We start from the raw sequence: 23,641 nt of genomic DNA on the forward strand, positions 1-23,641 counted from the left end.
ACAGGTTTCTTTCAAAAACTGGCGCTTCACGCCTTGGCTAAGCCTGCGTGGTCGCATACCTAAAAACCAATCGAACCGGGCAGCAGCGTTTTCGCGCCCTCTTGGGCCGCACCCGGAACAAGGCAGGCAAAGGGTACAGGGGGTTCATGGAAAACGCGGGTGTATTTCTGCCGGTCATCGCGGCCTTACCGTTTCTGGGAGCTCTTCTGCCGGGGATAATGATACAGGCCGGGCGCAATGCCAGCGCCGCCTTTGCCGCTGCGCCGACCCTTCTTGCCTTCATCATGCTGATCATCTGCACCCCCTCCGTTCTGCGCGGTGAGGTGTTGCAGTTTCAGTTCGAGTGGCTTCCCGCCCTCGGGCTGAACGTGAATTTCATGCTGGACGGGCTGGGGCTTCTGTTCGCGGGGCTCATCCTGGGTATCGGGCTGCTTATCACGCTTTACGCACGTTTCTACCTTTCGCGCGAAGACCCGATGGGTCAGTTCTATACCTACCTGCTGCTTTTCCAGGGCGCGATGACAGGCATCGTCCTGTCGGACAACATCCTGCTTTTGTTGATTTTCTGGGAACTGACATCGCTCTCCTCCTTTCTGCTGATCGGCTACTGGAAGCATTTGCCCGAAGGGCGTCAGGGCGCGCGAATGGCACTGACCGTGACCGGGATGGGCGGGCTGGCGATGATCGCCGGGATGCTGATCCTGGGCGATATTGCAGGCAGCTATGACCTGAGCGTGATCCTGACCCGGAAAGAGGCGATTCAGTCCAGCCCGCTATACTTGCCCGCGCTGCTGCTGATTCTCATGGGGTGTTTCACGAAATCGGCGCAGTTCCCGTTCCATTTCTGGCTGCCCCACGCGATGGCGGCGCCCACGCCGGTGTCGGCCTACCTGCACTCGGCCACGATGGTGAAGGCCGGGTTGTTTCTGATGGCACGGATGTGGCCGGTGCTGTCCGGCACGCCGGAGTGGTTCTATATCGTATCCACGACCGGGCTGATAACGATGGTTCTGGCTGCGGTGATCGCGCTTTTCAAGGATGACCTCAAGGCGCTTTTGGCCTTCTCAACGGTCAGCCACCTTGGGCTGGTGACGATGCTGCTGGGCCTTGGCACCAACATAGCGGCGGTCGCGGCAGTGTTTCACATTCTCAATCACGCGACGTTCAAGGCCGCGTTGTTCATGACCGCGGGAATTATAGACCACGAGGCCCATACAAGAGACATCAAACGCCTTGGCGGCCTGCGCCATCTGATGCCGGTAACGTTCGTCATCGCCACGCTGGGGGCCCTGTCGATGGCGGGCTTCCCGCTGCTCAGCGGGTTCCTCTCAAAAGAGATGATGCTGGAACAGACCGTCCATACGGTCTGGGCCGGGCCGGACTACGCCGTTCCGATTCTCGCCACTCTGGGGGCGCTGTTCTCGGCGGCCTATTCGCTGCGCTACATATTTCACGTCTTTGGGGGGGAGGTGCGCGACGATTACCCCTCCAAACCGCATGACCCTGCTTTCGGCATGTGGGCTGGGCCCGCATTGCTTATTGCGATTGCGATCCTGATCGGAATTTTGCCAGCCGTGGCGGAGCCGCTGGTGAAAATTTCCGCCTACGCCGTGACCGGGGGGAATCTGCCTTATTTTCATCTCAAGATCTGGCATGGCCTGACACCGGCGCTGTTCATGTCGGTCATCGCGCTGACCGGTGGCGCGGGGCTGCTGGTGCTGCATCGTCCGCTGGAACGCGTCTGGAACGCCGTCCCCCGCCCCGAGGCCAAGGTCATCTTCGACGCGCTTGTTGGGGCCGCTACCAAAGCGGCACATTGGCTGACAGACACGCTGCACAACGGGCGCATGTCCCGCTATGCCTTCGTCTTCGCGCTGACGGTTCTGGGTGCGGGAGCGTTCGCGTGGCTGGGCGGAGAAATCGGGCCGCGGACCCGCGCGCTACAACCCGCCCCGCTGGCTGTCCTGGTGGGGTGGATACTGCTGGTCACCTGCACCACGGTCATGGTCAGCTACCACCGCCACCGTTTCCTCGCGCTGGTGCTGATGGGAGTGATCGGGCTGACCGTATCGCTCGGCTTCGTGTATCTTTCCGCACCGGATCTGGCGCTGACGCAGATCTCGGTGGAAGTGGTCACCATCATCTTGCTGCTTCTGGCCCTGAATTTCCTGCCCAAACGCACCCCCGTGGACAGCAGCCTTGCCCGCCGGGTGCGGGACGGCGCGCTGGCGATCACCGGCGGGCTTGCCGTGGCGGGGCTGAGCTTTGCCATGCTGACGCGGGATTTCGCGCTGCCCACGATCTCGGATTACCACCTCGTCAATTCCTACAAGGGCGGCGGAGGCACAAATGTCGTCAACGTGATCCTGGTGGACTTCCGTGGCTTCGATACGTTTGGGGAAATCATCGTTCTGGGCATCGCCGCGCTGGTGATCTTTGCGCTGACGCGGTCGGTGCTGGATGGGCCGGGCGGACGCTGGCTGGCCGGCTGGGGGCCCGACGCCGACGAGGCGGGTGACCGCCACCCGGTGATGATGGTTATCGCCACCCGCGTGATGATGCCCATTGCCCTGATGGTGGGGGCCTACATCTTCCTGCGCGGGCACAACATGCCGGGCGGCGGGTTCATCGCCGGTCTGATCGTGGCGATCGCGCTGGTGATGCAGTATATGGCGTCTGGCTTTGCCTGGGCAGAGGCGCGCCAGCGTATCCGCTACCACGCGATGATCGCCACCGGCGTGCTCATCGCCAGCGCCACGGGGGTCGGTGCGTGGTTCAACGGACGCCCCTTCCTGACCAGCGATTTCGGCTATGTCACCCTCCCCCCGCTGGAGAAATTCGAACTGGCCACCGCGATGCTGTTCGACACCGGCGTGTTCCTGACCGTCGTCGGAGCGGTAATGCTGGCACTTGACAGCCTGTCCCGCATGGCCCGCCGCGCAGGAGAGACGGTGAACATCCACCCGATGGACATCAACCTTGGCCGCAACGGAAAGAAGGACTGACCATGGAACTTCTGTTCGCAAGCGCCGTTGGCATCCTGACCGCGGCGGGCCTGTATCTGGTGATGCGGCAGAGGACATTCCCGGTGATCCTGGGAATCTCGCTGCTTTCCTACGCGGTAAACCTGTTCCTGTTCGCCAGCGGGCGGCTGGCGGTCAACATGCCGCCGGTCCTTCTCAAGGGGGTGGAAGACTTCACCGATCCGCTGCCACAGGCGCTGGTGCTGACAGCGATCGTGATTTCCTTCGGGATGACCGCGGTTGTCGTGATGCTGTCGCTGGGGGCGTATCTTTCCGCCCGCAGTGACCGCATCGACCTGAACGATACAGAAAAGACAGGGGACACCCGCCAATGAACCACTGGATCATCGCCCCTGTCATCGTACCGGCACTGATCGCCGCGCTGATCGTGTTGTCGATGCGAAACCAGTTGATGTTGCAGCGGATATTTTCGGCATTCAGCACAGCGTTGCTTCTGGCCATCTCGCTGGGGCTGGCGTGGCAGGCCGCGGACGGAACGATCACATCGTATGAGTTGGGCAACTGGCCCGCACCATTCGGGATCGTGCTGGTGCTGGACCGGCTTTCGGCGCTGATGGCGGTTCTGACATCGGTCCTGGCCCTGCCGGTGCTTCTCTACGCGATCGGCAGCGAGTGGGACAGCCGGGGCACCCATTTCCACGCCCTGTTCCAATTCCAGTTGATGGGCATTTTCGGTGCTTTCCTGACTGGCGACGCCTTCAACCTGTTCGTTTTCTTCGAGGTTCTTCTCATCGCGTCTTACGGGCTGATGATCCATGGCGGCGGCACCCGGCGGCTGCGGGCCGGGGTGCAATACGTGGTGTTCAACCTGTTGGGCTCGACACTGTTCCTTTTTGCACTGGGGACGCTCTACGCCGTAACCGGCACACTCAACATGGCCGACATGGCCGCGCGCGTCGCGGAGATCCCCGCCGCGGAAAGCGCCATGCTGCGGGTCGGCGCGGTGCTTCTTTTGCTGGTATTCGCCATCAAGGCGGCGCTTTTGCCACTGCATTTCTGGCTGCCGGCCACCTATGCCGAGGCCCCCGCCCCCATCGCGGCGCTGTTTGCCATCATGACGAAGGTCGGGGCCTATGCCATCCTGCGGATGCACACGCTCGTATTCGGGCCGGAGATCGACATCACCGCCGATATCATCGGTCAGCTGGTGCTGGGCGCGGGGCTGATCACCCTTGCGATCGGGATGGTCGGCATCCTCGGGGCCACCGGCCTGGGGCGGATGGCTGCCTTCGCGGTGATCGGCTCCATGGGCACGCTGATGGTTGGCATGGCTGGATTCACGGAGCAGACGACCTCTGCAACGCTGTATTATCTCGTTCATTCGACACTGGCGGGGGCGGCCATGTTCCTTGTGGTGGACCTCGTGCGGGAGCGGCGCGCCGATGACGGGCTGCACCCGGGTCCGGCAATGGGACAACATGGCCTGGTAACGGCCCTGTTCTTCGGAGCGGCCATAGCCGTCGCGGGGATGCCCCCCCTGTCGGGCTTCATCGGCAAGCTGCTGATCCTTGACGCGGTGCGCGATCTCCCCGAGGTTTGGGCGATATGGAGCGTCATCCTCGTGACATCCCTGATTGCCATCGTCGGACTTGCGCGGGCGGGCAGCGTGGTGTTCTGGAAAACCGAGACCGGCCCGACCGGGCGGCGCCTGCGTGCACGCCAACAGCCGAAGCTGCCGCTGGTCGTAACCTGTGGCATGATGGGAACGGTCGCGCTTCTGGCCGTATTTGCCGGCCCGATGAGCGCCTATCTCGACGCCACGGCGCAGCAGTTGTTCGACCGGGAGGCCTATATCTCGGCCGTGCTGCCAGAAGGAGGCCAGCCATGATCCGCCGCCTGCTCCCCCACCCTTACCTGACACTTCTGCTGGTGATCGTCTGGCAGATGCTGGTAAACGACGTTTCGCCGGGCAGCCTGACGCTGGGCCTGATCCTGGGGCTGATCATCCCGATCATCACCGCACCTTACTGGCCCAACCGCCCGGCGCTTCGCAACCTGCCAATGCTGGCAAGCTACTGCCTGATCGTGCTGTGGGACATCGTGGTGGCCAATGTCACGGTTGCGCGCATCATACTGTTCAAGCGTAACGAAGACATGCACCCCAACTGGGTCGCCATCCCGCTGGACCTGCGCACACCCGAGGCCATCACCATGCTTGCGGGGACAATTACGATGACGCCAGGCACGGTTTCGGCCGATCTGTCCGCCGATGGGCGTAGCCTGCTGGTACATTGCCTTGACGCACCCGATCCGGACGCGGTGCGTGCGGAAATCAAGCACCGCTACGAACGCCGGCTGAAGGAGATATTCGAATGATCGAATACGCGCTTTATTTTGCCATCGGCTGCTTCGCAGTGGCGCTGATGCTCAATCTCTACCGCATCGTGAACGCGCCGGTCCTGGGGGACCGCATTCTGGCGCTGGACACGATGGTCATCAACGCGATTGCATTGCTCAGCCTGTTCGGGGTGCTCAAGCAGACGTCGATCTATTTCGAGGCGTCGATGATCTTCGCCATGACCGGCTTTGTCTCGACCGTTTCCTACACGCGCTTCATGCTGCGCGGCGACATTATCGAGTGAGGGGGCCATGGACCTGATCGCAGACCTGCTGATTTCCTTCTCCCTGATCGTTGCCGGGGTCTTCGGGCTTGTCGGCTCCTTTGGGCTGATAAAACTGCGCGACCCCATGTCGCGCCTGCATGGGCCGACCAAAGCCACAACCCTGGGCGTGGGCGGGGCGCTGGTTGCCTCAGTGCTGTATTTCCTTCTGGTCATGAAGGATTTCAGCTTTCACGAGCTTCTGATCACGCTTTTCCTGTTCATGACCGCACCGATTACCGCCCATTTCATCGCCAAGATGCATATCCACCGCAACGAGCGGCGCGATACCCTGCCGGCAACCGGCACGGACCGCCCCTGGGCCACCTTCGAAAGCGATACGGAGCGCGCCCGCGCCGAAGCCCGCCGCCAGGGGTAAGCTTTTAGCTTGTCAGCACACGACCCGCATCCTAGAGTGCGCGTCCTGACGTCTGTCGTGATCGGTTTGACGGTTGATTTGAGCGGTTGATTTGAACGAGCCCGTATTAGATATCATCGCAGACGACCAAAGCCAGCGCCTGCTTCTTCGTGGCCCGGTCACCCTGTCCGGCCTGCCCCGACTGCAGGAGGCGCTGGAACGTGCCCCGGAAGGGGTCGTTCTGGATCTCAGCGAAACCGGTCGGCTGGACACCGCAGGCGCATGGGCAATCCTGAACTTGCGAGAGCGGCTGGGCGGGCTGGAGATCGCCGGAGCGGGAGATGCACATCGCGCGCTGCTTGCAACCGTAGAGGCCGCCCTGCCTCAACCGGACCGTGACGTTTCGCGCCGCCGCACCATCGCCGACTGGCTGGAAGGCGTGGGCCGCTCCGTCGCTGGCCATGGCCGCACAGGGGCGGAACTGACGGGCTATCTTGGCTTGTTTCTGGCCCGGATTGGCGCCAGCCTGCGCCATCCCACACGGTTTCGGCTGACCGCTCTCGTCCATCATTGCGAAGATGTCGGGCTGCGCGCAGTGCCGATCGTGGCTCTGATGTCCTTCCTGATCGGCGTGGTGCTGGCATTCCAGGGGGCGTTCCAGCTCCGGCGGTTCGGGGCGGAAATCTACGTGATCGATCTTATTGCCGTGGCCGTCTTGCGGGAGTTGGGCATCCTGCTGACCGCGATCGTCGTTGCCGGACGGACGGCATCCGCCTTCACTGCCGCGATAGGCTCCATGAAGATGCGTGAGGAAGTCGACGCCATGCAGACTCTGGGCATCGACCCCACAATGGCCCTGATCGTACCGCGGGTTCTGGCGCTGGTGCTGATGCTGCCGATCCTGGGGCTGATATCGAACCTTGCCGGGCTGTTGGGCGGTGCGCTGATGTCATGGATCGAACTGGGGATCTCCCCCGCGATGTTCCAGTCGCGGCTGGTGGAAGGCACCAGCATCAACCATGTCTTCGTCGGCCTGTCCAAGGCTCCGGTCTTTGCGCTGATTATCGGAATCGTGGGATGCCATGCCGGGATGCAGGTGCGCGGCAACGCGGAATCGCTTGGACTGATGACGTCCAAGGCGGTGGTCACTGCGATTTTCGCCGTGATTTTGGCCGATGCGCTGTTTTCGGTCTTTTTCGCGAAGGTGGGCATATGACACCCGTGATCCGCCTTCGGGGACTCCGCAACCAGTTTGGCCGCCATGTCGTTCATGACGGGCTGGATCTCGACGTGCGGCGGGGGGAAGTTCTGGGTGTGGTCGGCGGTTCGGGGACGGGAAAATCGGTTCTGCTGCGTACGATTGTCGGGCTGCAAACGCCCGCTGCCGGCTCGATCGAGGTTCTGGGCACGGACATCACCACCGCGACCGAGACAGAGCGGGACGAGATCGGCCGCCGCTGGGGCGTGATGTTTCAGGACGGTGCGCTGTTTTCGTCTCTGACCGTTCGTGAAAATGTCGAGGTGCCGATCCGCTCTGCCATCCACCTGCCCGCCGAAACCCGCCATGCGCTGGCGGATCTCAAGATTTCGCTGTCCGGCCTGCCCTGGATGGCAGGAGACAAGTACCCCTCGGAACTTTCCGGGGGCATGCGCAAGCGGGCGGGCCTGGCACGCGCACTGGCTCTGGACCCGGACATCGTGTTCCTGGACGAACCCACCGCCGGCCTTGACCCGATCGGCGCGGCAGAGTTCGACCGGCTGATTTCCGGACTCAGCCGCAGCCTGGGACTGACCGTCTTCATGGTGACCCATGATCTGGACAGCCTGCACGCCTGTTGCGACCGGATCGCGGTATTGGCGGAAAAGCGGGTCCTGGTGACCGGCACCATGGCCGAGATGCTTGAAGTGGACCACCCGTGGGTGCATGACTATTTTCATGGGCCCCGTGCCCGTGCGGCCCTTGCCACGCAAGGCGCCGAGAAAGGTTAACGATGGAAACACGCGCCAATTATATAATTATCGGGGCCTTCACGGTTGCAGGTTTTCTTGGAATCCTCGGGTTTTTCATGTGGTTCACCAAATCCGAGATGGACCAGCAGTTCGCCTATTACGATACCCGGTTTGAAAACGTATCCGGGCTGGGTCGTGCCTCGGATGTGCGCTTTGCCGGGTTGACGGTTGGGCAGGTCGTCGATCTGGGCCTGTCGGAAAGCGGGGACGGCACCGTGCGCGTTCGGCTTGAGGTTGCCGCCAACACACCGATCCGCGTGGACAGCATCGCACGCGTCGAATCCCAGGGCGTGACGGGCGTTGCCTTTGTCGCGATCACCTCCGGCTCCACCGATGCGCCGCTTTTGAAAGACCAGGACGACAAGGTGCCCGAGATAACCTCGGAGCGGTCTGTCCTTCAGACACTCGCCGAAGACGCGCCCGCCCTGTTTTCCGAGGCGCTTGAAGCCGTCCGTGCCCTTCAGGGCTTTTTGTCGGATGACAACAAAAGACAGGTCGGGGAAATTATCGGCAACCTCGCCTCGACCTCGCAAAACCTGAACTCCACGCTGGACGATTTTTCATCGGTCGCGGCCAAAGTCGGCGATTCCATTGGCGATATCGAAGGGTTCACCCAGCAGCTTGACGGAATCGGCAAGACCGTCGACGAGGCGCTGGCCATGGCCGAAAGTGCCATCGTCAGCATCACCGAGATGTCCGATCAGGCACGGGAAACGCTGGTCACCGGATCGCAGACCCTCGAAAGCGCAACCGGGGCTTTCGATGTCGCGACCAATGTCCTGGACACGGATGTCCGCACAACCTTGCGCGAACTCGAAGCCACCGCCGCAACCCTGCGCGGCCAGACCGAAACCCTGGGCACGACCGCGGAAAACCTGATGGTTCTGTGGTCCGAAACCGGGCAAACCGCGAATTCCCGCCTGCAAGAGGCCGAAACGACCCTTGCGCGCCTGAACACCACCCTTGAAAGCGTGGAGGGGGCCGCAGATCAGGCGGGAATACTGCTGTCGGGGGATGGGGCACGCCTTGTCGCGCAGGCGACCGAGGCCGTGGCCGGCATTGCCCGCGCCGTGGAAGACGACCTGCCGGTCGTAATGGCCGATATCCGGGCCGCAACACAAACCGCGCGTGTAACCATGGAAACCGTCGGCGGGGACCTTTCCGCCGCCTCAGGTCGGATCGACGGGCTGAGCGACGACGCCCGGACCACCCTGACCACCGTAACCGACACGTTCAGTCGCGCCCAGACGACTCTGGCCGCGATGGACAGCGCACTTGAAACCGGTCAGGGGGCGCTTTCCGCCGCCGAACGCGCATTCAATGGGGCGGACAAGGTCATCAACGAGGACATAGAAGGGATCACGACCGATCTGCGGGCCGCGATCCGGCGGCTCGACGGCGCGCTGGCCCAGGTCTCCAGCGACCTGCCCGAGATCTCCGCCGGAGTACGGGAAGCTGCCGAAGCCGCCCGAAGCGCCTTTACCGGAGTCGACGCAATGGTCGCCGACGCCAAGCCACCGGTGGCCGATTTCCTGTCCAGCGGCCTGCCGCAATATTCCCTTCTTGGGGCCGAAGCCCGCAAACTCGTCCAGACTCTGGATACACTGGCCGACCGGATCGAACGTGACCCGGCCCGGTTCTTCCTCAGCCGCGACGTCCCGGAATACAGAAGATGAGGTTCAATATGCGCCCCTTAACCCTGTGCCTGCTTCTGGCGCTGCCCTCCTGCTCGATGATCGAGGCCCTCGACAGCGCGAGCAGACCGCTGGATACCTATGAACTCCGTGCGGTCACGGCCCCCCCCGTCAGTGCCCGGCGCACCCTGTCGCGCGAACTGGTGGTGGAACGCCCCGGTGCGGGTGGCGCGCTGGACACGGACCGCATCCTCGTCCGCCCCAACCCGCTGGAGGCGCAGTACCTGCCCGGTGCACGATGGACGAACCCGGCACCGGAGATGCTGCAAACGCTTCTGGTACACCGGCTGGAAGCCAGCGACGGCTTCACTTATGTCGGCCGCCGCCCCCTGGGGGCCTCAGGCGACTATGTGCTGCTGAGCGAACTCACGGATTTGCAGGCAGAGATCGTGCCTGCGGACGGCAGCGTAATGGCCCGCATCACCCTGCGCGCGCGCCTGATCCGCGAAGACGATGCCAGCGTCATCGCGCAGGACCGCTTCTCTGCCGAAGCACAGGCCGCCAGCGACAAGGCCACGGATGTCGTCAACGCGCTTGACGCGGCGCTTTCGGAAATCACACCGCGCCTCACAGGCTGGGTGTTGCAACGCACCGGGGCCGGATCCCGCCCCGGCGCCTGAGATCACCGGCCGATGCCGGTATAGGCTTCAAAACCCGCATCGGCCACATCTTTTGCGGAATAGACGTTGCGCAGATCGCCCATGCGCGGCGTGGCCATCGCCCCGGCGAGACGCTTGAGATCAAGGGCGCGAAATTCGTTCCATTCGGTCAGCAGCACGACCAGATCGGCACCGTCGGCGGCCTCGTAGGCGTCGGAGCACCAGGTCACGCCGGGAAGCAAAGCCTCCCCCTCTCGTCTGCCCTGCGGATCGGTCACGCGAACCTTTGCCCCCCCGCCCACCATCGCGGGCACGATGGTCAGGCTGGGGGCCTCACGCATGTCGTCGGTGTTAGGCTTGAAGGTTACCCCCAGAACCGCAATCGACCTGCCATTGAAAGACCCGCCGGCAAGTTCAAGAAGCTTCTCCACCATACGCCGCTTGATGGCTTCGTTTTTCTCGATCACCGTTTCCACGATCTGCTGAGGCACCGCGTGTTCCTGCCCGATACGGGCCAGCGCGCGGGTGTCCTTGGGAAAGCACGACCCGCCATAGCCCGGCCCCGCATGCAGGAACTTGTTGCCGATGCGGCCATCCATTCCCATGCCCTTGGACACCGCCTTGACGTCGGCACCGACCTTCTCGCACAAGGCTGCAATTTCGTTGATGAAGGTGATCTTGGTCGCCAAAAAGGCATTGGCGGCATATTTGATCATCTCGGCGGATTCGAGATCCGTATACACAACGGGAAAATCGCGCAGATAAAGCGGGCGATAGATTTCGCGCATGACTTCAATGGCGCGATCGCTCTCACACCCGACCACAACGCGGTCGGGGCGCATGAAATCGTCGATCGCCGCGCCTTCGCGCAAGAATTCGGGGTTCGAGGCGACGTCGAATTCAGCCTGCGGGTTGGCGGCACGGATGACCTCTTCGACCCTTTGGTTGGTGCCTAGGGGCACGGTGGATTTGGTTACGACCACGGCATAGCCGGTCAGCGCGGCGGCGATTTCCTCGGCTGCGGCAAAGACAAAGCTGAGATCGGCGTGCCCGTCCCCCCGGCGCGTCGGGGTGCCTACGGCGATGAAAACCGCATCCGCCCCGGCGACCGCCTGGGCCAGGTCGCCGGTGAAAGACAAGCGCCCGGCGGCCACGTTGCGGGCCATCAACTCATCGAGGCCGGGTTCATAGATCGGCACCTCGCCGCGGTCCAGCATGGCAATCTTTTCAGGATTCTTGTCGACGCAAACGACATCATGTCCGAAATCGGAAAAGCAGACCCCCGAAACCAGGCCAACATAGCCCGTGCCGATCATCGCAATACGCATGTCAAATCCTTAACTGCTGCTTCTTGCGCCCGAAGTGCGGCAAGGGGCGCGCCCTGTCAAGGCATCTGGCCCGCAGGCAGCGACGCCACGCCGCTTTTCGTGATGCTTCTGGCGTGGTCAGGCCCAAAACAAAGAGGTATAGAGGAAGTGTGGGGTGGGAATTTTACATGCGGTTTCGTGTTATTTGTGCCGTTCTTTCGGTCTTTGCCGGTTTGATGTCTCCTCTTTGGGCGGCGGAGGTCACACTCAGCACTCCGGGAGCAGAGAAGGCGCTGGAGAAAGCCCTTCGCACCGCGTCACTGACACTCTCCACTGCGGCGGAAACTTCGCCCGCCCCCGCCGACTTTCTGGCCGCGGCGCGGGCCGATTATGCCCGGCTTCTGGGGGTGCTTTACGGGCAGGGCTATTACGGCGGCGACATTTCCATCCGGGTGGACGGGCGTGAAGTCGCGGATCTTCCCCCCTTTGCCCGGCTGGAGCGCATCGGCAAGATCGCACTCTCGGTGCGGCCGGGCCCTGCGTTCCGCTTCGCGCGGGCGCGGATTGCGCCGCTCGCGCCACAAACGGATCTGCCGGAGGACTTTGCCCCCGGAGAACGCGCGAAAAGCGGCGCGATCAGGGCCGCCGCACAGGCCGGTGTCGAAGGTTGGCGCAACGCGGGGTATGCGAAGGCACGCGTCGCGGGGCAGGATCTGATCGTGGACCACCGCTCCGCCACCATGACCGCGGATCTGGCCCTGGCACCAGGGAGGAAGTTGCGCTTCGGCCAGTTGCTTCTGAAAGGGGAAAGCCGGGTCCGGCCCGAGCGGATTCGCGCCATCACCGGGCTGCCCACGGGGGAGACATTCTCCCCCGTGGCCTTGCGCAAATCCGCCGACCGGCTGCGCCGCACGGGCGCGTTCCGTTCCGTGACCTTGCACGAAGTCGAAACCGCGAACCCCGACGGGACGCTCGACATCACCGCCACCACCGCCGATGACAAACGCCGCCGGATCGGGTTCGGTGCCGAATACGGTACCGACTCGGGGGTCACGCTGTCGGCCTTCTGGCTGCATCGCAACCTCCTGGGCGGGGCGGAGCGCCTGCGTTTCGACGCCGAAATCACCGGCATAGGCGGGGACACGGGGGGCATGGATTACAGCCTTGGCGCCCGCCTGGACCGTCCGGCGACCTTCACCCCCGACACCGGGGCTTATATCCTGGGCGAGATTTCGCTGGAGGACGAACCCGACTACAAGCAGCGCGATGTCACGCTTGGCGGCGGGCTGACTCACGAATTCTCCGACACGCTTTCAGGCAGTGCGGGGATCCTGCTGCGCTATTCGGACATTGAGGACGATCTGGGCAAGCGCGACCTGACCCAGCTTCATTTTCCCCTTACGCTGACCCGTGATACCCGCAACCTAGCCAACGATGCCACACGCGGAACCTATCTGGGGCTGGAGGCGACGCCGTTTCTCGGCCTGAACACCTCGGCCTCCGGCGCGCGCCTGTATGCCGACGCGCGCGCCTACCACGCATTGGGCGAACGATTTGTCCTCGCCGGCCGGCTACAGGCGGGCAGCGTGGTCAACGCCAAGACCAGGGATGTCCCGCCGGACATGCTGTTCTACTCGGGTGGCGGGGGCACCGTACGGGGGCAGCCCTACAGGTCGCTCTCGATCGATCTGGGCGACGGCAAGGAAAGCGGCGGGCGCAGTTTTCTAGGCCTCGCGGCGGAACTGCGCGCCGATATACGCGAAAATATCGGGGTGGTCGGGTTCCTGGATGCGGGCCATGTGGGGGACGGCGCCCTGCCCGGAGAAAACGGTGACTGGCACGCGGGCGCCGGGCTGGGGCTGCGATACAAAACCACCATAGGCCCCATCCGGGTGGATGTGGGCGCGCCGGTCGACGGTGACACGGGCGATGGCGTTCAACTTTACATCGGGATCGGACAAGCGTTTTGAAACGGGTTCTTCTCTCTCTCGCACTGGCGGGCGCGGCTTTGCTGCCTTTCGCCGCTCCGGCCCAGGAGGATGATGGCAGCTTTCTGGAGCGGCTGATCGAAAAGAACCTCTCCGGGGCTGGGCACGACGTGCAGATCACGGGCTTTCGCGGGGCGCTGTCCTCGCAGGCAACTCTGGAATCCCTGACCATCGCCGACGATGCCGGTGTCTGGCTGACCCTGCGCGGGGCGGAGCTGGACTGGTCCCGGGCCGCGCTGCTGAAAGGCGATGTGCGTGTCAAGCGGCTCTCGGCGGAGGCCATCACGCTCTTCCGCCTGCCACGGGATGACGCAGGCGGCCCCGAACTTTCGGACACCCAGGCGGCCCCTTTCCGCCTGCCAGAGCTTCCCGTCTCCGTGGAGATCGGCGCACTGGAGGTGAAATCGGTCGCGTTGGATGAATCGGTTCTGGGAAAACCGGCCAGCTTCGCCATTTCCGGCAGCATGGCGCTGGCCGGCGGCGCCGGACAGGCCAGCCTGAACGCCGCCCGCACGGATCGGGAGACCGACAGGTTCACCCTCTCCGCCGGATTCGACAATGAAAGTGAGGTTCTGTCCCTCGATCTTTCCCTTGCAGAGGCGCGGGACGGGATCGTGGTCGGGCTGATCGGGCTACCGGGCGCCCCTTCCATCGACCTGACGGTGAAAGGCGCCGGACCGCTCTCGGACTACACGGCGCGGATTGGGCTGGCAACCGAAGGCACCCCGCGACTCGCGGGGGGCGTATCCCTCAAGGGGAATGCTCCACGCCATTTCCGGGCCGACCTGGACGGCGATGTGACGGCCCTGTTCCTGCCGGAACTCCAGGAATTCTTTGGCCCAAGGACGCGCCTTGAACTGGCCGGCACCACCGCCCCCGGCAAAACGGAAATCGGGAATCTGCGTTTGGAAACACAGGCCCTGAGCGTCAGTGGCAGCCTTGCGCTCTCGGACGGCCTGCCCGAAAAATTCGACCTGCGCGCCCGCATCGCCGCCCCGGACGGGACCCCCGTTCGCCTGCCGGCGGCCGGATCGCCTGTCCGGGTTGAAAGCGCGGATATCACCGCCCGGTTCGACGCCGCGACGGGCGATGCCTGGGCACTGGAGGGCACGCTTTCCGGACTGGAAACGGAGGCCCTGCGCCTGGCGCGGGGCCAACTGACCGGTGGCGGCACGATCCAACGGACAGAGCGCCGCATCAACGCCGATCTGCACACATGGCTGGGCGGAATATCCCCGGCCGATCCCGCTCTTGCGCAGGTCCTCGACGAGACGGCGGAGGCCAGCCTCCATCTCGACTGGGCACCGGGTCTGCCGGTGCAGGTCTCCGCGCTGGAGGCCACCGCCGGCAACCTGCGGCTGAGCGGCGCGGCCAGCCTGGACCCCGCCATGCCCGAACTTCCGGCGAGGGCGGACCTGACCGTACAGGCCACCGACATTTCACGCTTTTCCGCATTGGCGGGACGAAATCTGGCGGGCAGCCTGTCCGCGCAAATGATAGCAACCGCAGAATTGGCAACCGGGACCGTGACCCTAGGCCTGACCGGCACGGGCCGCAATCTGGCCGCCGCCCTGCCCCAGATCGACCCGCTTTTGAAAGGAGACAGCACGCTGACCCTGTTTGCGGCCCGCAACGCGGCGGGCAGCCGGGTGGACCGCTTCGCTGTGGAAACCCCACAATTGTCTCTGAACGCCAAGGGGCAGCTTTCGCCCGAATTCGGGCACCTGCGCCTGAACGGCTACATGCCTGACCCGGCGCGGGCCTTTCCAGGCATGCGCGGCCCGCTGACCCTGACCGCGCGCGGCGACTGGAGCGGCAGCGCACCGATCACGCTGTCCACCCTGTCCCTGACCGGGCCGGGGCTGGATCTGAGCGGGCAGGCCAGTCTTGACCCGAAAGACCCTGAAATGCCGGCCACCGCCCGTCTGTTACTCCGCGTCGACGACCTGTCCGGGATCTCAGCCCTTGCCGGGCGACCGCTGGGGGGCGGTCTGCACACGCAGATAACCGGCACCGCACAGGTCGCAACGGGCAATTTCGACATCGAACTGGAAGGCACAGGGCGCAACCTGCGCATTGGCCAGCAGCAGGCCGACCGCCTTCTGGCCGGAGAAAGTATGGTCTCGGCCCGGTTGCTTCGGCAAAACGGCGTACTCGAACCCAGCGCCTTTACTGTCCGGACCCCGGTCCTGAACGCCGCCGCCACGGCGCAGGGTGCGGATGGAACGCTGGCCATTTCCGGGCGCCTGGCGGATCTTGCCCTGCTGGTTTCCGACTATTCTGGCCCGGTGACCGCCCGCGGTACGGTTCGTCCCGAGCAGGGGGCCTGGCGGCTGGGGCTGGACATCGACGGGCCAGGCGGCACCACCGCGCGTGCCAGCGGGCAAATAGGCAGGATCGCGGATCTCACCCTGAAAGGCCAGGCCCCACTGGGGCTGGCGAACCCGTTCATTTCGCCCTACGCACTGGAAGGCGTCGCGCGGTTCGATCTTGCCCTGCGAGGCCCCCCGGCACTGGAGAACCTGCGCGGCGAGGTGACCACCTCCGGCGCCAGCGCAAGCGCCCCGACGCTGCGCACCTCGCTGAAAAATCTGACCGTCCGCGCCACACTCATCGATGGACGTGCGGAAATATCGGCGGAGGCCGCGGCCGAAGCCGGCGGAACCCTGCGCGCAAGCGGTCCGGTCACACTCGCCAGACCTTTCCCGGCGGATCTGGACATCACTGCGCGGCGCGCCGTCATCATCAATCCCGCCCTTTACCGTGCCGAACTGGATGCCGCGCTGAATCTGGCCGGGCCCCTGGCCGACGGTGGCAGGATTACCGGCCAGATCGACCTTGGTCCGGTGGAAATCCAGATTCCATCCGGCGGGCTGGGCGGCGGCGGCGATATCCCGGAGGGGATCGTGCATATCGGCGAGCCTGCCGCCACGCGCGCCACGCGCGCCCGCGCCGGTTTGCTGAAAACCGAAGACAGCGCCGAACCGGTCGGGCCCGGTTTAGGGCTGGACCTGCGGGTTGACGCGCCCAACCGCATCTTCGTGCGGGGGCGCGGGTTAGATGCGGAACTGGGCGGCATACTGCGCATCGGGGGCACGACACGCGCCATCGCCCCCGCCGGGCGGTTCGACCTGCTGCGCGGGCGGGTGGATATTCTTGGCCAGCGTCTGGCCATGTCCGAAGGCTGGGCGCAACTGGAGGGCGACTTCGACCCGGTGCTGAACCTGCGGGCGGAAACCGAAACCGATGAGATGGAGATTTTCATCTTCGTCTCCGGCAAGGCCAGCGCACCCGAAATCACCTTTGGCTCCGCCCCCCCCCTGCCTGAAGACGAGGTTCTGGCCCAACTGCTGTTCAAGCGCAGCCTCAACAACCTCTCGGCCTTTCAGGCGGTGCGGTTGGCCGGGGCCGTGGCAGAGCTTGCGGGGCGGGGCTCCGGCGTGATGGCCAGCCTGCGCGAAAACACCGGCCTCGACGATCTCGATGTAACGACGGACGCGGGTGGGCAAGCTTCGGTCCGGGCCGGGAAATATATCAGCGAGAATGTTTACACCGATGTTACCGTCGGTGCGGACGGAAAGGCCCGGCTGGATCTGAATCTCGATGTATCGGACGAAGTCACCGTCCGCGCCCGCACCGACAGCACCGGGGAAACCGGGATCGGGCTGTTCTACGAACACGACTACTGAGGAGACCCATGAAACACCTGACAACACTGGCTGTTTGCCTGTCCATTTGGGGCGCTGCGGCGCAGGCCACCGCAGATGGCCCGGATCACTTCAGCGTCGCCCGGCTGGAAACGGGCCGGATGCTGGAAATGTTCGACAAACCCGGCTCAGGCACACGGGTATCCGCCATCCCGGCGGGTACGGATGGATTGCCCAACCGGGGCTGCACCGAAACCGAAGAGGGGGCCTGGTGCAAGACCCTCTATCGCGGGGTCGAAGGCTGGGTCCGGGCCTCGGCGTTGGGCGAAGGCAGCGCCCCGCCCCCCGGACAAGGCAGCGTGTGGCGGATTGCAGAAGCCTCACCAGAGAAGGAAATCCGAAACGCCTGGATCGCCTTCGACCCGGAAGGCCGCGCCTGGGGAAGCACCGGCTGCAACCAGTTCCAGGGCAAAGTGAATGTCGCCGGGGGCGCCTTCACGATCGCCCAGCCTTTCGCCTCCACGCGCAAGGCCTGCCCGGAAGACCTGATGCGGCAGGAGAACATGATCTTCGAAGCTTTCCAGGCGGCGACCGGTCTGCGCTTTGATCCAGGCACCGGACTGCTGCACCTTGAAGGGCCGGAAGGTGGCCTTCTGGTTCTGACCCCGGATACGCACCGCTGGCCGTAACGCAAAGGGGCCACCCCCAGGGCAGCCCCGAGACCTGCGCCAAAAAGGTGCTTCAGCCGACCAGATCCAGACCGGCGAAGAAATAGGCGATCTCGGTCGCGGCGGTGTCTTCAGCGTCGGATCCATGCACCGAATTTTCCCCGATCGACAGGGCGAATTCCTTGCGGATGGTCCCGTCGGCGGCTTCGGCGGGGTTGGTGGCGCCCATCACTTCACGGTTCTTGGCAATGGCGTCTTCGCCTTCCAGAACCTGCACCACGATCGGGGCGGAGGCCATGAACTCGCACAGTTCGTCGTAGAAAGGACGTTCCTTGTGGACCGCGTAAAACGCGCCCGCCTGTGCCTTCGTCAGGTGAATTCGCTTTTGCGCGATGATGCGCAGGCCCGCGGCCTCCAGCTTGGCGTTGATGGCGCCGGTGAGGTTGCGCCCGGTGGCGTCCGGCTTGATGATCGAGAAGGTGCGTTGAATGGCCATGTCGGTTCCCGTTGTCTTTGCCGCGCGGGCGGCGTGAAATTTCGCGGCCCTGCTATCATGGGGGGGCGCGCTTGAAAAGCCGTGATTGACGCGGGGCGCGCGCTGCGGCACACCCGGCCCATGTTGCGTTTGTCCGAGATCACATTTTCCATCGAAGGCCGCCCGCTGTTCGAGAACGCCTCCGCCATCATCCCCGACGGGCACAAGGTAGGCCTGGTGGGGCGCAACGGGGCGGGGAAGACAACGCTTTTCCGCCTGATCCGGGGGGAGTTGACGCTGGAAAGCGGCGTCATCGAGGTGCCGCGCCGCGCCCGTATCGGCGGTGTGGCACAGGAAGTCGCGGCCAGCGAAAGCTCCCTTTTGGAAACGGTGCTGGCCGCCGACACGGAGCGCAGCGCCCTGTTGCAGGAAGCCCGCACCGCGACCGACCCGGCCCGCATCGCCGAGGTGCAGACGCGGCTGGCCGATATCGACGCCTGGTCTGCCGAGGCGCGGGCCTCGTCCATCTTGCGGGGGCTGGGTTTTACGGCCGAGGAACAGGCCATGCCCTGCCGGGCGTTTTCCGGCGGATGGCGGATGCGCGTGGCGCTGGCGGGCGTGCTTTTTGCCCGGCCCGATCTGCTTTTGCTGGACGAACCGACGAACTATCTCGACCTTGAAGGCGCGCTGTGGCTGGAGGGGTATCTTGCCCGCTATCCTTATACGGTGATCCTGATCAGCCATGACCGGGGGCTGCTGAACCGTGCCGTCGGACATATCCTGCATCTCGAGGATCGCCGGCTGGCCCTTTATACCGGCGGCTATGACGGCTTTGCCCGCGCCCGCGCCGAGGCCCGCGCCATCCAGGCCGCCGAGGCCAAAAAGCAGGACGCAAGGCGCGCCCATCTGCAAAGCTTCGTGGACCGCTTCCGGTACAAGGCAACGAAGGCAAAGCAGGCGCAGGCACGGCTGAAAATGCTGGAAAAGATGACCCCGATCATCCTGCCCGAGGAGGCCGCGCGCACCGTTTTCACCTTTCCCGTCCCGGAAACCCTCTCCCCCCCGATCATTGCGATCGAGGGGGGCGCGGCCGGGTATGACGGCACACCGGTTCTGGCGCGGCTGAACCTGCGCATCGACCAGGATGACAGGATCGCCCTTCTGGGCCGCAATGGGGAAGGGAAATCCACGCTTTCAAAGCTTTTGGCTGGCGAGATCGACGCTTTGGAGGGGCGCGTAACACGCGCATCGCGACTGCGCATCGGCTATTTCGCCCAACACCAGGTGGAGGCGCTCCACCTTGACGAGACGCCGCTGGACCACCTGCGCAGGGAGCGCCCGGAGGAACCGCCCGCGAAGTTGCGCGCCCGGCTGGCGGGTTTCGGCCTCGGTGCCGATCAGGCGGAAACGGAGGTCGCACGCCTGTCCGGTGGGCAAAAGGCACGGCTGTCGCTGCTGCTGGCGACGCTGGAGGCCCCCCATCTTCTGATCCTCGACGAGCCGACCAACCACCTTGACATCGAAAGCCGGGAGGCGCTCGTCGAGGCGCTGACGGCCTATACCGGAGCGGTCGTTCTGGTCAGCCATGACATGCATCTTCTCTCACTGGTGGCGGACCGCCTGTGGCTGGTCAGGGATGGGCGCGTCGTACCTTACGCAGACGACCTGGAAAGCTATCGCAAGCTTCTTCTGGCCGGGGACAAACCTGAAAAGGCGGAAAAGGTGGAAAAGCCTTTCAAACGCCCCGACCGTGACACGATACTGGCGTTGCGCGGTGAGTTGCGCAAATGCGAGGCGCGCGTGGAAAAATTACAGGAAATGCGCGATAAATTATCCGGGAAGCTTGCGGCACCCGACCTTTATGACCCGGCCCGGCTGGACGAGGCGCAGCGTTGGCAGCAGAAATTCGCCGAAGTGACAGAGGCGCTCGCAAGGGCCGAAGCCCTGTGGATGGATGCGCTGGAGAAGCTGGAAGCGGCTGAGTAAATGGACCTGACCTTCTACATCTCCGCCTTCGTGACGATGTTCGTCATCATCGACCCGATCGGGCTGGCCCCGGTCTTCGTCGCCGTGACCCAGGGCATGAACAGCCATGAGAGAAAGCGCATCGCCCTGCGCGCGGTGGGCCTCGGGGCGCTGCTGCTGATGCTGTTTGGTCTGTTCGGGGAATCGATCCTGACATTTGTCGGGATCTCCATGCCGGCGTTCCGTATCTCCGGCGGGATCCTGCTCTTCCTGACCGCGCTGGACATGCTGTTCGAGCGGCGCGCCAAGCGAAGAGAGGATCAGTCCCACGAAGAACGCCCCGATCCTTCGGTTTTCCCGCTGGCTACACCGCTGATCGCCGGACCGGGGGCAATCGCCTCGATGATTCTGCTGATGGGGAAGGCCTCCGGCCATCCGCTCGAGATGATCCTGATCAACCTCGTCATGCTGAGTGTGTTGGGCATCCTGCTGGTGCTTTTTCTGGCCGGAGGTCTGCTGGAACGGGCCTTGGGACGGACCGGGACAAATGTCATCACCCGGCTTCTGGGGATGTTGCTGGCGGCTTTGTCAGTACAGTTCGTACTGGATGGGCTGCGCGATTTCGGGCTTCCGGGCTGACCCCCCTGCCCTTCGCGATGAAAAGACCTATGTTGGGGGAGGCTGGGAAGGGGGCACCATGGCGGGCGACGATATCGGGCGGCTGATCTACCTGATTTTGCTGGCGGCGGCGATCGCGGGATATTTCTTTGTCGAGAACCGCAACCGTCTTGGCAAAACCGCACAGCAGGCCGCGATCTGGGGGCTGATTTTCCTTGGCGTCGTCGCAGGGGTGGGCCTGTGGTCCGATATTCGTCAGCAGGTATCCCCCCGGCAGACAGTGTTCGAACAGGGCCAGAGGATCGAGGTTCCGCGCGCCCCGGACGGGCATTTCTACCTGACCCTGCTGATCAATGACACCCCGGTGCGGTTCGTGGTGGACACGGGGGCAAGCGAAATTGTCCTGACCCAAAAGGACGCCCTGCGCGTGGGGGTGGACCTGAGGAAACTGGACTATCTCGGACAGGCCCATACCGCCAACGGGGTGGTGGAAACCGCCCGCGTCACCCTCGACGAAGTTCGCCTTGGCCCGGTGATGGATGAAAACATGCGCGCCTGGGTGAACCGCGGCGAAATGCAGGATTCGCTTTTGGGCATGACCTACCTGCAACGTTTTGCCCGGATGGAGATCGCCGACAACAGGCTGATCCTGACACGATGACAAGAAAAACTTCGGGAACGGGACGCGGCGGCGGCCGGCCTGCCCGGATGGGGTGATGAAAGGAGGCCCGAAACCGCTTACCTGCTGTCGGCCTTCTTTTCCCAACGCCCCGACTCTTCCGACCAGTACTGGGCATGAACGCCGGCCCCGGTGAGATGGCGCCACTGGCCGCGGGCCTTTTCCACCGCTGCGGCGTCATTCCCGTCGAAAAGGATGCACACCCGCTCCAGCGTCCGCGCCTCTTCCGTTGAAATCGCGGCACCATCCACAGCCATCAGGCAGGCGGCCCCGTTGGGAATGTCCGGGGCAAGGGTCAGAAGGACGGGCTGATCGGCGTCGAAACCGCTGCCCGCCCGCCCATGTGGCAGGAACCCGTCCCCCATCCACAGCTTTTCATCAAGGAAGGTCAGCCGCGCGTCGTCGGTGCCCCGCACCACGACGCGCCAGCCATTCTCAAGCGATTTTTCCAAAAGCACCGGCAGCGCCGCCTCAAGGGGACGGCGCGTGAGGTGGTAGAAAAACGCCGCGCCCACTTATACCTCGAAGCGGTCCGCGATCAGCCGGTCGAGCGACAGCACCCCCCAGCCGGTTGCCCCCTTTGGGGCCAGCGCGGTTTCCTCATTCACCCGCGCGACCCCGGCGATATCAAGGTGAATCCACGCGCAGCCATCCTTGACGAACCGCTTCAGGAACTGTGCCGCGGTAATGGACCCGGCAGGACGACCGCCGGTATTTTTCATGTCGGCAACCTGGGATTTCAGCGCCTTGTCATAGGCCTCACCAAGGGGCATGCGCCACGCGCCTTCGCATTCGCTCCCGGCGGCTTTCAGGAAAGCATTGCACAGCGCATCGTCATTGGAAAAAACGCCGGCCTTCTCATGCCCGAGGCCGATGATGATCGCCCCGGTCAGGGTCGCCAGGTCGATCACGCCGGCCGGGTTGAATCGCTCCTGCGCGTACCAGAGCACATCCGCCAGAACCAGCCGTCCCTCGGCGTCGGTGTTGATGACCTCGATCGTGTCGCCCTTCATCGAGCGCACAACATCGCCGGGGCGCTGGGCCTTGCCGGAGGGCATGTTTTCCACCAGCCCGACAAGACCCACGACATTCGCCCTGGCCTTGCGCAGGGCCAGCGTGCGCATGACGCCGGCCACAACGCCGGCGCCCCCCATGTCCATGGTCATCTCTTCCATGCCCAGCGCCGGCTTGAGCGAAATGCCCCCACTGTCAAAGCACACTCCCTTGCCGACAAGCGCCAGCGGCGCATCGTTCTTTTTGCCGCCATTCCACTGCATGACCACGACCTTGGAAGGGCTTTCCGACCCCTGCCCCACACCCAGCAGCGCGCCCATGCCCAACTTGCGCAGATCGTCCTCTTCGAGAATCTCCACATCCAGGCCAAGTTCTTGCATTGCGGCAAGGCGGGCGGCGAAATCGTCGGTCGTCAGGACGTTGGCGGGTTCGTTCACGAGGTCGCGGGTGAAAAACACGCCCTCGGCCAGCGCGGCCATCGGCCCGGCCTTGGCGGCGACCTGCTCGGGGGTGCTGGCCATCACGCGCACGGCACCGCGGGGGTTGGCCTTCTCGGTTTTATGCGCGGTGAATTCATAGGCGCGCATCGCGAATCCAAAGGCAATATCCGGCGCGCCGGCATTCGCACCAACCAGAATCAGGACATCCGCCTTGCCCTGCCTTCGCGCCAGCGTCGCACCCGCCTTGCGGGCATCCTCACGGGTGGGTTTGCGGTCCAGACGTACGACGTCGACCGCCTCTGCCTCCATACCGGCCGGGCAGGCCAGCGCGGCGGCTTCGCCGGGCTTGAGATCGGCGAACGCTTCGCTTGCGGCAAACCGGCCCAACGCGCCCTTGCACAGGCGGTTCACGCGGCGGGCCAACTGGTCCAGCTTGCCTTCGGCCCCAACGAAGACCGCAACGCGGCCCGTGGCCCCGGCAATGGCGTCCAGATCATTCTCGACAAAGGTGATCCCGATCGGGGTGGTCATTTGA

20 protein-coding genes are annotated in these 23,641 nt (G+C 64.2%); 16 read left to right on the forward strand and 4 right to left on the reverse strand.

Annotation, left to right across the window (positions count from 1 at the left end; translation table 11 throughout):
* Positions 1-146 precede the first annotated feature (146 nt).
* From C8N32_RS02410 to C8N32_RS02455, 10 genes are all read left to right on the forward strand, one after another.
* Positions 147-3,005, forward strand: coding sequence for a monovalent cation/H+ antiporter subunit A (locus C8N32_RS02410; protein ID WP_107890877.1), 2,859 nt, complete (start codon positions 147-149; stop codon positions 3,003-3,005).
* 2 nt (positions 3,006-3,007) lie between these two features.
* Positions 3,008-3,358 carry a Na+/H+ antiporter subunit C gene (locus C8N32_RS02415; RefSeq protein ID WP_107890878.1) on the forward strand — a complete coding sequence of 117 codons (351 nt, stop codon included), beginning with the start codon at positions 3,008-3,010 and terminating at the stop codon, positions 3,356-3,358.
* A complete protein-coding gene (locus C8N32_RS02420) occupies positions 3,355-4,872 on the forward strand; it encodes a monovalent cation/H+ antiporter subunit D (protein WP_107890879.1) in 1,518 nt (505 codons plus the stop codon). Before C8N32_RS02415 ends, C8N32_RS02420 begins: the two co-directional genes overlap by 4 nt.
* Positions 4,869-5,360 (forward strand): Na+/H+ antiporter subunit E, encoded by a 492-nt coding sequence (locus C8N32_RS02425; protein WP_107890880.1) that lies wholly within the window; start codon positions 4,869-4,871, stop codon positions 5,358-5,360. The genes C8N32_RS02420 and C8N32_RS02425 overlap by 4 nt, the downstream gene beginning before the upstream one ends.
* The gene (locus tag C8N32_RS02430; protein WP_107890881.1) at positions 5,357-5,626 is read left to right on the forward strand and encodes a K+/H+ antiporter subunit F; all 270 of its coding nucleotides are present in this window, start codon (positions 5,357-5,359) and stop codon (positions 5,624-5,626) included. Before C8N32_RS02425 ends, C8N32_RS02430 begins: the two co-directional genes overlap by 4 nt.
* A 7-nt stretch (positions 5,627-5,633) precedes the next feature.
* Positions 5,634-6,023, forward strand: coding sequence for a Na+/H+ antiporter subunit G (locus C8N32_RS02435; RefSeq protein ID WP_107890882.1), 390 nt, complete (start codon positions 5,634-5,636; stop codon positions 6,021-6,023).
* A 91-nt stretch (positions 6,024-6,114) separates the two neighbouring features.
* Positions 6,115-7,218 carry an ABC transporter permease gene (locus C8N32_RS02440; RefSeq protein ID WP_242509442.1) on the forward strand — a complete coding sequence of 368 codons (1,104 nt, stop codon included), beginning with the start codon at positions 6,115-6,117 and terminating at the stop codon, positions 7,216-7,218.
* A complete protein-coding gene (locus C8N32_RS02445) occupies positions 7,215-7,991 on the forward strand; it encodes an ABC transporter ATP-binding protein (RefSeq protein ID WP_107890883.1) in 777 nt (258 codons plus the stop codon). Before C8N32_RS02440 ends, C8N32_RS02445 begins: the two co-directional genes overlap by 4 nt.
* Positions 7,992-7,993: 2 nt before the next feature.
* Positions 7,994-9,688, forward strand: coding sequence for an MlaD family protein (locus C8N32_RS02450; protein WP_107890884.1), 1,695 nt, complete (start codon positions 7,994-7,996; stop codon positions 9,686-9,688).
* A gap of 8 nt (positions 9,689-9,696) precedes the next feature.
* Positions 9,697-10,326, forward strand: coding sequence for an ABC-type transport auxiliary lipoprotein family protein (locus C8N32_RS02455; protein ID WP_242509441.1), 630 nt, complete (start codon positions 9,697-9,699; stop codon positions 10,324-10,326).
* A 2-nt stretch (positions 10,327-10,328) separates the two neighbouring features.
* Here C8N32_RS02455 and C8N32_RS02460 read toward each other — a convergent pair whose 3' ends face one another.
* On the reverse strand, positions 10,329-11,633 hold the full coding sequence (locus C8N32_RS02460) for a UDP-glucose dehydrogenase family protein (RefSeq protein ID WP_107890886.1): 1,305 nt from the start codon (positions 11,631-11,633) through the stop codon (positions 10,329-10,331).
* 167 nt (positions 11,634-11,800) lie between these two features.
* On the opposite strand from C8N32_RS02460, the gene C8N32_RS02465 reads away from it, so the two are divergent.
* From C8N32_RS02465 to C8N32_RS02475, 3 genes are read left to right on the forward strand one after another with little or no spacing between them, the layout of a single operon-like run.
* Positions 11,801-13,582 (forward strand): autotransporter assembly complex protein TamA, encoded by a 1,782-nt coding sequence (locus C8N32_RS02465; protein WP_107891003.1) that lies wholly within the window; start codon positions 11,801-11,803, stop codon positions 13,580-13,582.
* Positions 13,579-17,289, forward strand: a complete 3,711-nt coding sequence (locus tag C8N32_RS02470) for a translocation/assembly module TamB domain-containing protein (protein WP_107890887.1) — start codon at positions 13,579-13,581, stop codon at positions 17,287-17,289. Before C8N32_RS02465 ends, C8N32_RS02470 begins: the two co-directional genes overlap by 4 nt.
* Before the next feature lie 8 nt (positions 17,290-17,297).
* A complete protein-coding gene (locus C8N32_RS02475; protein ID WP_107890888.1) occupies positions 17,298-17,936 on the forward strand; it encodes an META domain-containing protein in 639 nt (212 codons plus the stop codon).
* A gap of 52 nt (positions 17,937-17,988) precedes the next feature.
* Here the strand turns inward: C8N32_RS02475 and ndk are convergent, their stop codons facing one another.
* The gene (gene ndk, locus C8N32_RS02480; protein WP_107891004.1) at positions 17,989-18,411 is read right to left on the reverse strand and encodes a nucleoside-diphosphate kinase; all 423 of its coding nucleotides are present in this window, start codon (positions 18,409-18,411) and stop codon (positions 17,989-17,991) included.
* 120 nt (positions 18,412-18,531) lie between these two features.
* On the opposite strand from ndk, the gene C8N32_RS02485 reads away from it, so the two are divergent.
* The 3 genes from C8N32_RS02485 to C8N32_RS02495 are packed head-to-tail and all read left to right on the forward strand — an operon-like array spanning position 18,532 to position 21,634.
* Positions 18,532-20,376 carry an ABC-F family ATP-binding cassette domain-containing protein gene (locus C8N32_RS02485; RefSeq protein WP_107891005.1) on the forward strand — a complete coding sequence of 615 codons (1,845 nt, stop codon included), beginning with the start codon at positions 18,532-18,534 and terminating at the stop codon, positions 20,374-20,376.
* Entirely contained in the window at positions 20,377-20,994 is a 618-nt protein-coding gene (locus C8N32_RS02490) for a MarC family protein (protein ID WP_107890889.1), read from the forward strand. It abuts the gene before it with no gap.
* Positions 20,995-21,052: 58 nt separating this feature from the next.
* On the forward strand, positions 21,053-21,634 hold the full coding sequence (locus C8N32_RS02495; protein ID WP_107890890.1) for a retropepsin-like aspartic protease family protein: 582 nt from the start codon (positions 21,053-21,055) through the stop codon (positions 21,632-21,634).
* A 77-nt stretch (positions 21,635-21,711) separates the two neighbouring features.
* Here the strand turns inward: C8N32_RS02495 and C8N32_RS02500 are convergent, their stop codons facing one another.
* Positions 21,712-22,167 (reverse strand): DNA polymerase III subunit chi, encoded by a 456-nt coding sequence (locus C8N32_RS02500; RefSeq protein ID WP_107890891.1) that lies wholly within the window; start codon positions 22,165-22,167, stop codon positions 21,712-21,714.
* Positions 22,168-23,637: a leucyl aminopeptidase gene (locus C8N32_RS02505; protein WP_107890892.1), complete on the reverse strand. Its 1,470-nt coding sequence runs from the start codon at positions 23,635-23,637 to the stop codon at positions 22,168-22,170. It lies immediately after the preceding gene.
* Between the last annotated feature and the right edge of the window lie 4 nt (positions 23,638-23,641).

Origin of the sequence: Rhodovulum imhoffii, from assembly GCF_003046545.1 — a bacterium.
Lineage (GTDB): Bacteria > Pseudomonadota > Alphaproteobacteria > Rhodobacterales > Rhodobacteraceae > Rhodovulum > Rhodovulum imhoffii.

What these genes read in the sequence shown, in the direction of transcription:
- C8N32_RS02425 (WP_107890880.1), top strand. Translation starts at nt 4,869, where the DNA reads ATGATCCGCCGCCTGCTCCCCCACCCTTACCTGACACTTCTGCTGGTG.
- C8N32_RS02455 (WP_242509441.1), top strand. Translation starts at nt 9,697, where the DNA reads ATGCGCCCCTTAACCCTGTGCCTGCTTCTGGCGCTGCCCTCCTGCTCG.
- C8N32_RS02490 (WP_107890889.1), top strand. Translation starts at nt 20,377, where the DNA reads ATGGACCTGACCTTCTACATCTCCGCCTTCGTGACGATGTTCGTCATC.
- C8N32_RS02420 (WP_107890879.1), top strand. Translation starts at nt 3,355, where the DNA reads ATGAACCACTGGATCATCGCCCCTGTCATCGTACCGGCACTGATCGCC.
- C8N32_RS02475 (WP_107890888.1), top strand. Translation starts at nt 17,298, where the DNA reads ATGAAACACCTGACAACACTGGCTGTTTGCCTGTCCATTTGGGGCGCT.
- C8N32_RS02410 (WP_107890877.1), top strand. Translation starts at nt 147, where the DNA reads ATGGAAAACGCGGGTGTATTTCTGCCGGTCATCGCGGCCTTACCGTTT.
- C8N32_RS02415 (WP_107890878.1), top strand. Translation starts at nt 3,008, where the DNA reads ATGGAACTTCTGTTCGCAAGCGCCGTTGGCATCCTGACCGCGGCGGGC.
- ndk (WP_107891004.1), bottom strand. Translation starts at nt 18,411, where the DNA reads ATGGCCATTCAACGCACCTTCTCGATCATCAAGCCGGACGCCACCGGG.
- C8N32_RS02445 (WP_107890883.1), top strand. Translation starts at nt 7,215, where the DNA reads ATGACACCCGTGATCCGCCTTCGGGGACTCCGCAACCAGTTTGGCCGC.
- C8N32_RS02505 (WP_107890892.1), bottom strand. Translation starts at nt 23,637, where the DNA reads ATGACCACCCCGATCGGGATCACCTTTGTCGAGAATGATCTGGACGCC.
- C8N32_RS02430 (WP_107890881.1), top strand. Translation starts at nt 5,357, where the DNA reads ATGATCGAATACGCGCTTTATTTTGCCATCGGCTGCTTCGCAGTGGCG.
- C8N32_RS02465 (WP_107891003.1), top strand. Translation starts at nt 11,801, where the DNA reads ATGCGGTTTCGTGTTATTTGTGCCGTTCTTTCGGTCTTTGCCGGTTTG.
- C8N32_RS02495 (WP_107890890.1), top strand. Translation starts at nt 21,053, where the DNA reads ATGGCGGGCGACGATATCGGGCGGCTGATCTACCTGATTTTGCTGGCG.
- C8N32_RS02435 (WP_107890882.1), top strand. Translation starts at nt 5,634, where the DNA reads ATGGACCTGATCGCAGACCTGCTGATTTCCTTCTCCCTGATCGTTGCC.
- C8N32_RS02460 (WP_107890886.1), bottom strand. Translation starts at nt 11,633, where the DNA reads ATGCGTATTGCGATGATCGGCACGGGCTATGTTGGCCTGGTTTCGGGG.
- C8N32_RS02485 (WP_107891005.1), top strand. Translation starts at nt 18,532, where the DNA reads ATGTTGCGTTTGTCCGAGATCACATTTTCCATCGAAGGCCGCCCGCTG.
- C8N32_RS02450 (WP_107890884.1), top strand. Translation starts at nt 7,994, where the DNA reads ATGGAAACACGCGCCAATTATATAATTATCGGGGCCTTCACGGTTGCA.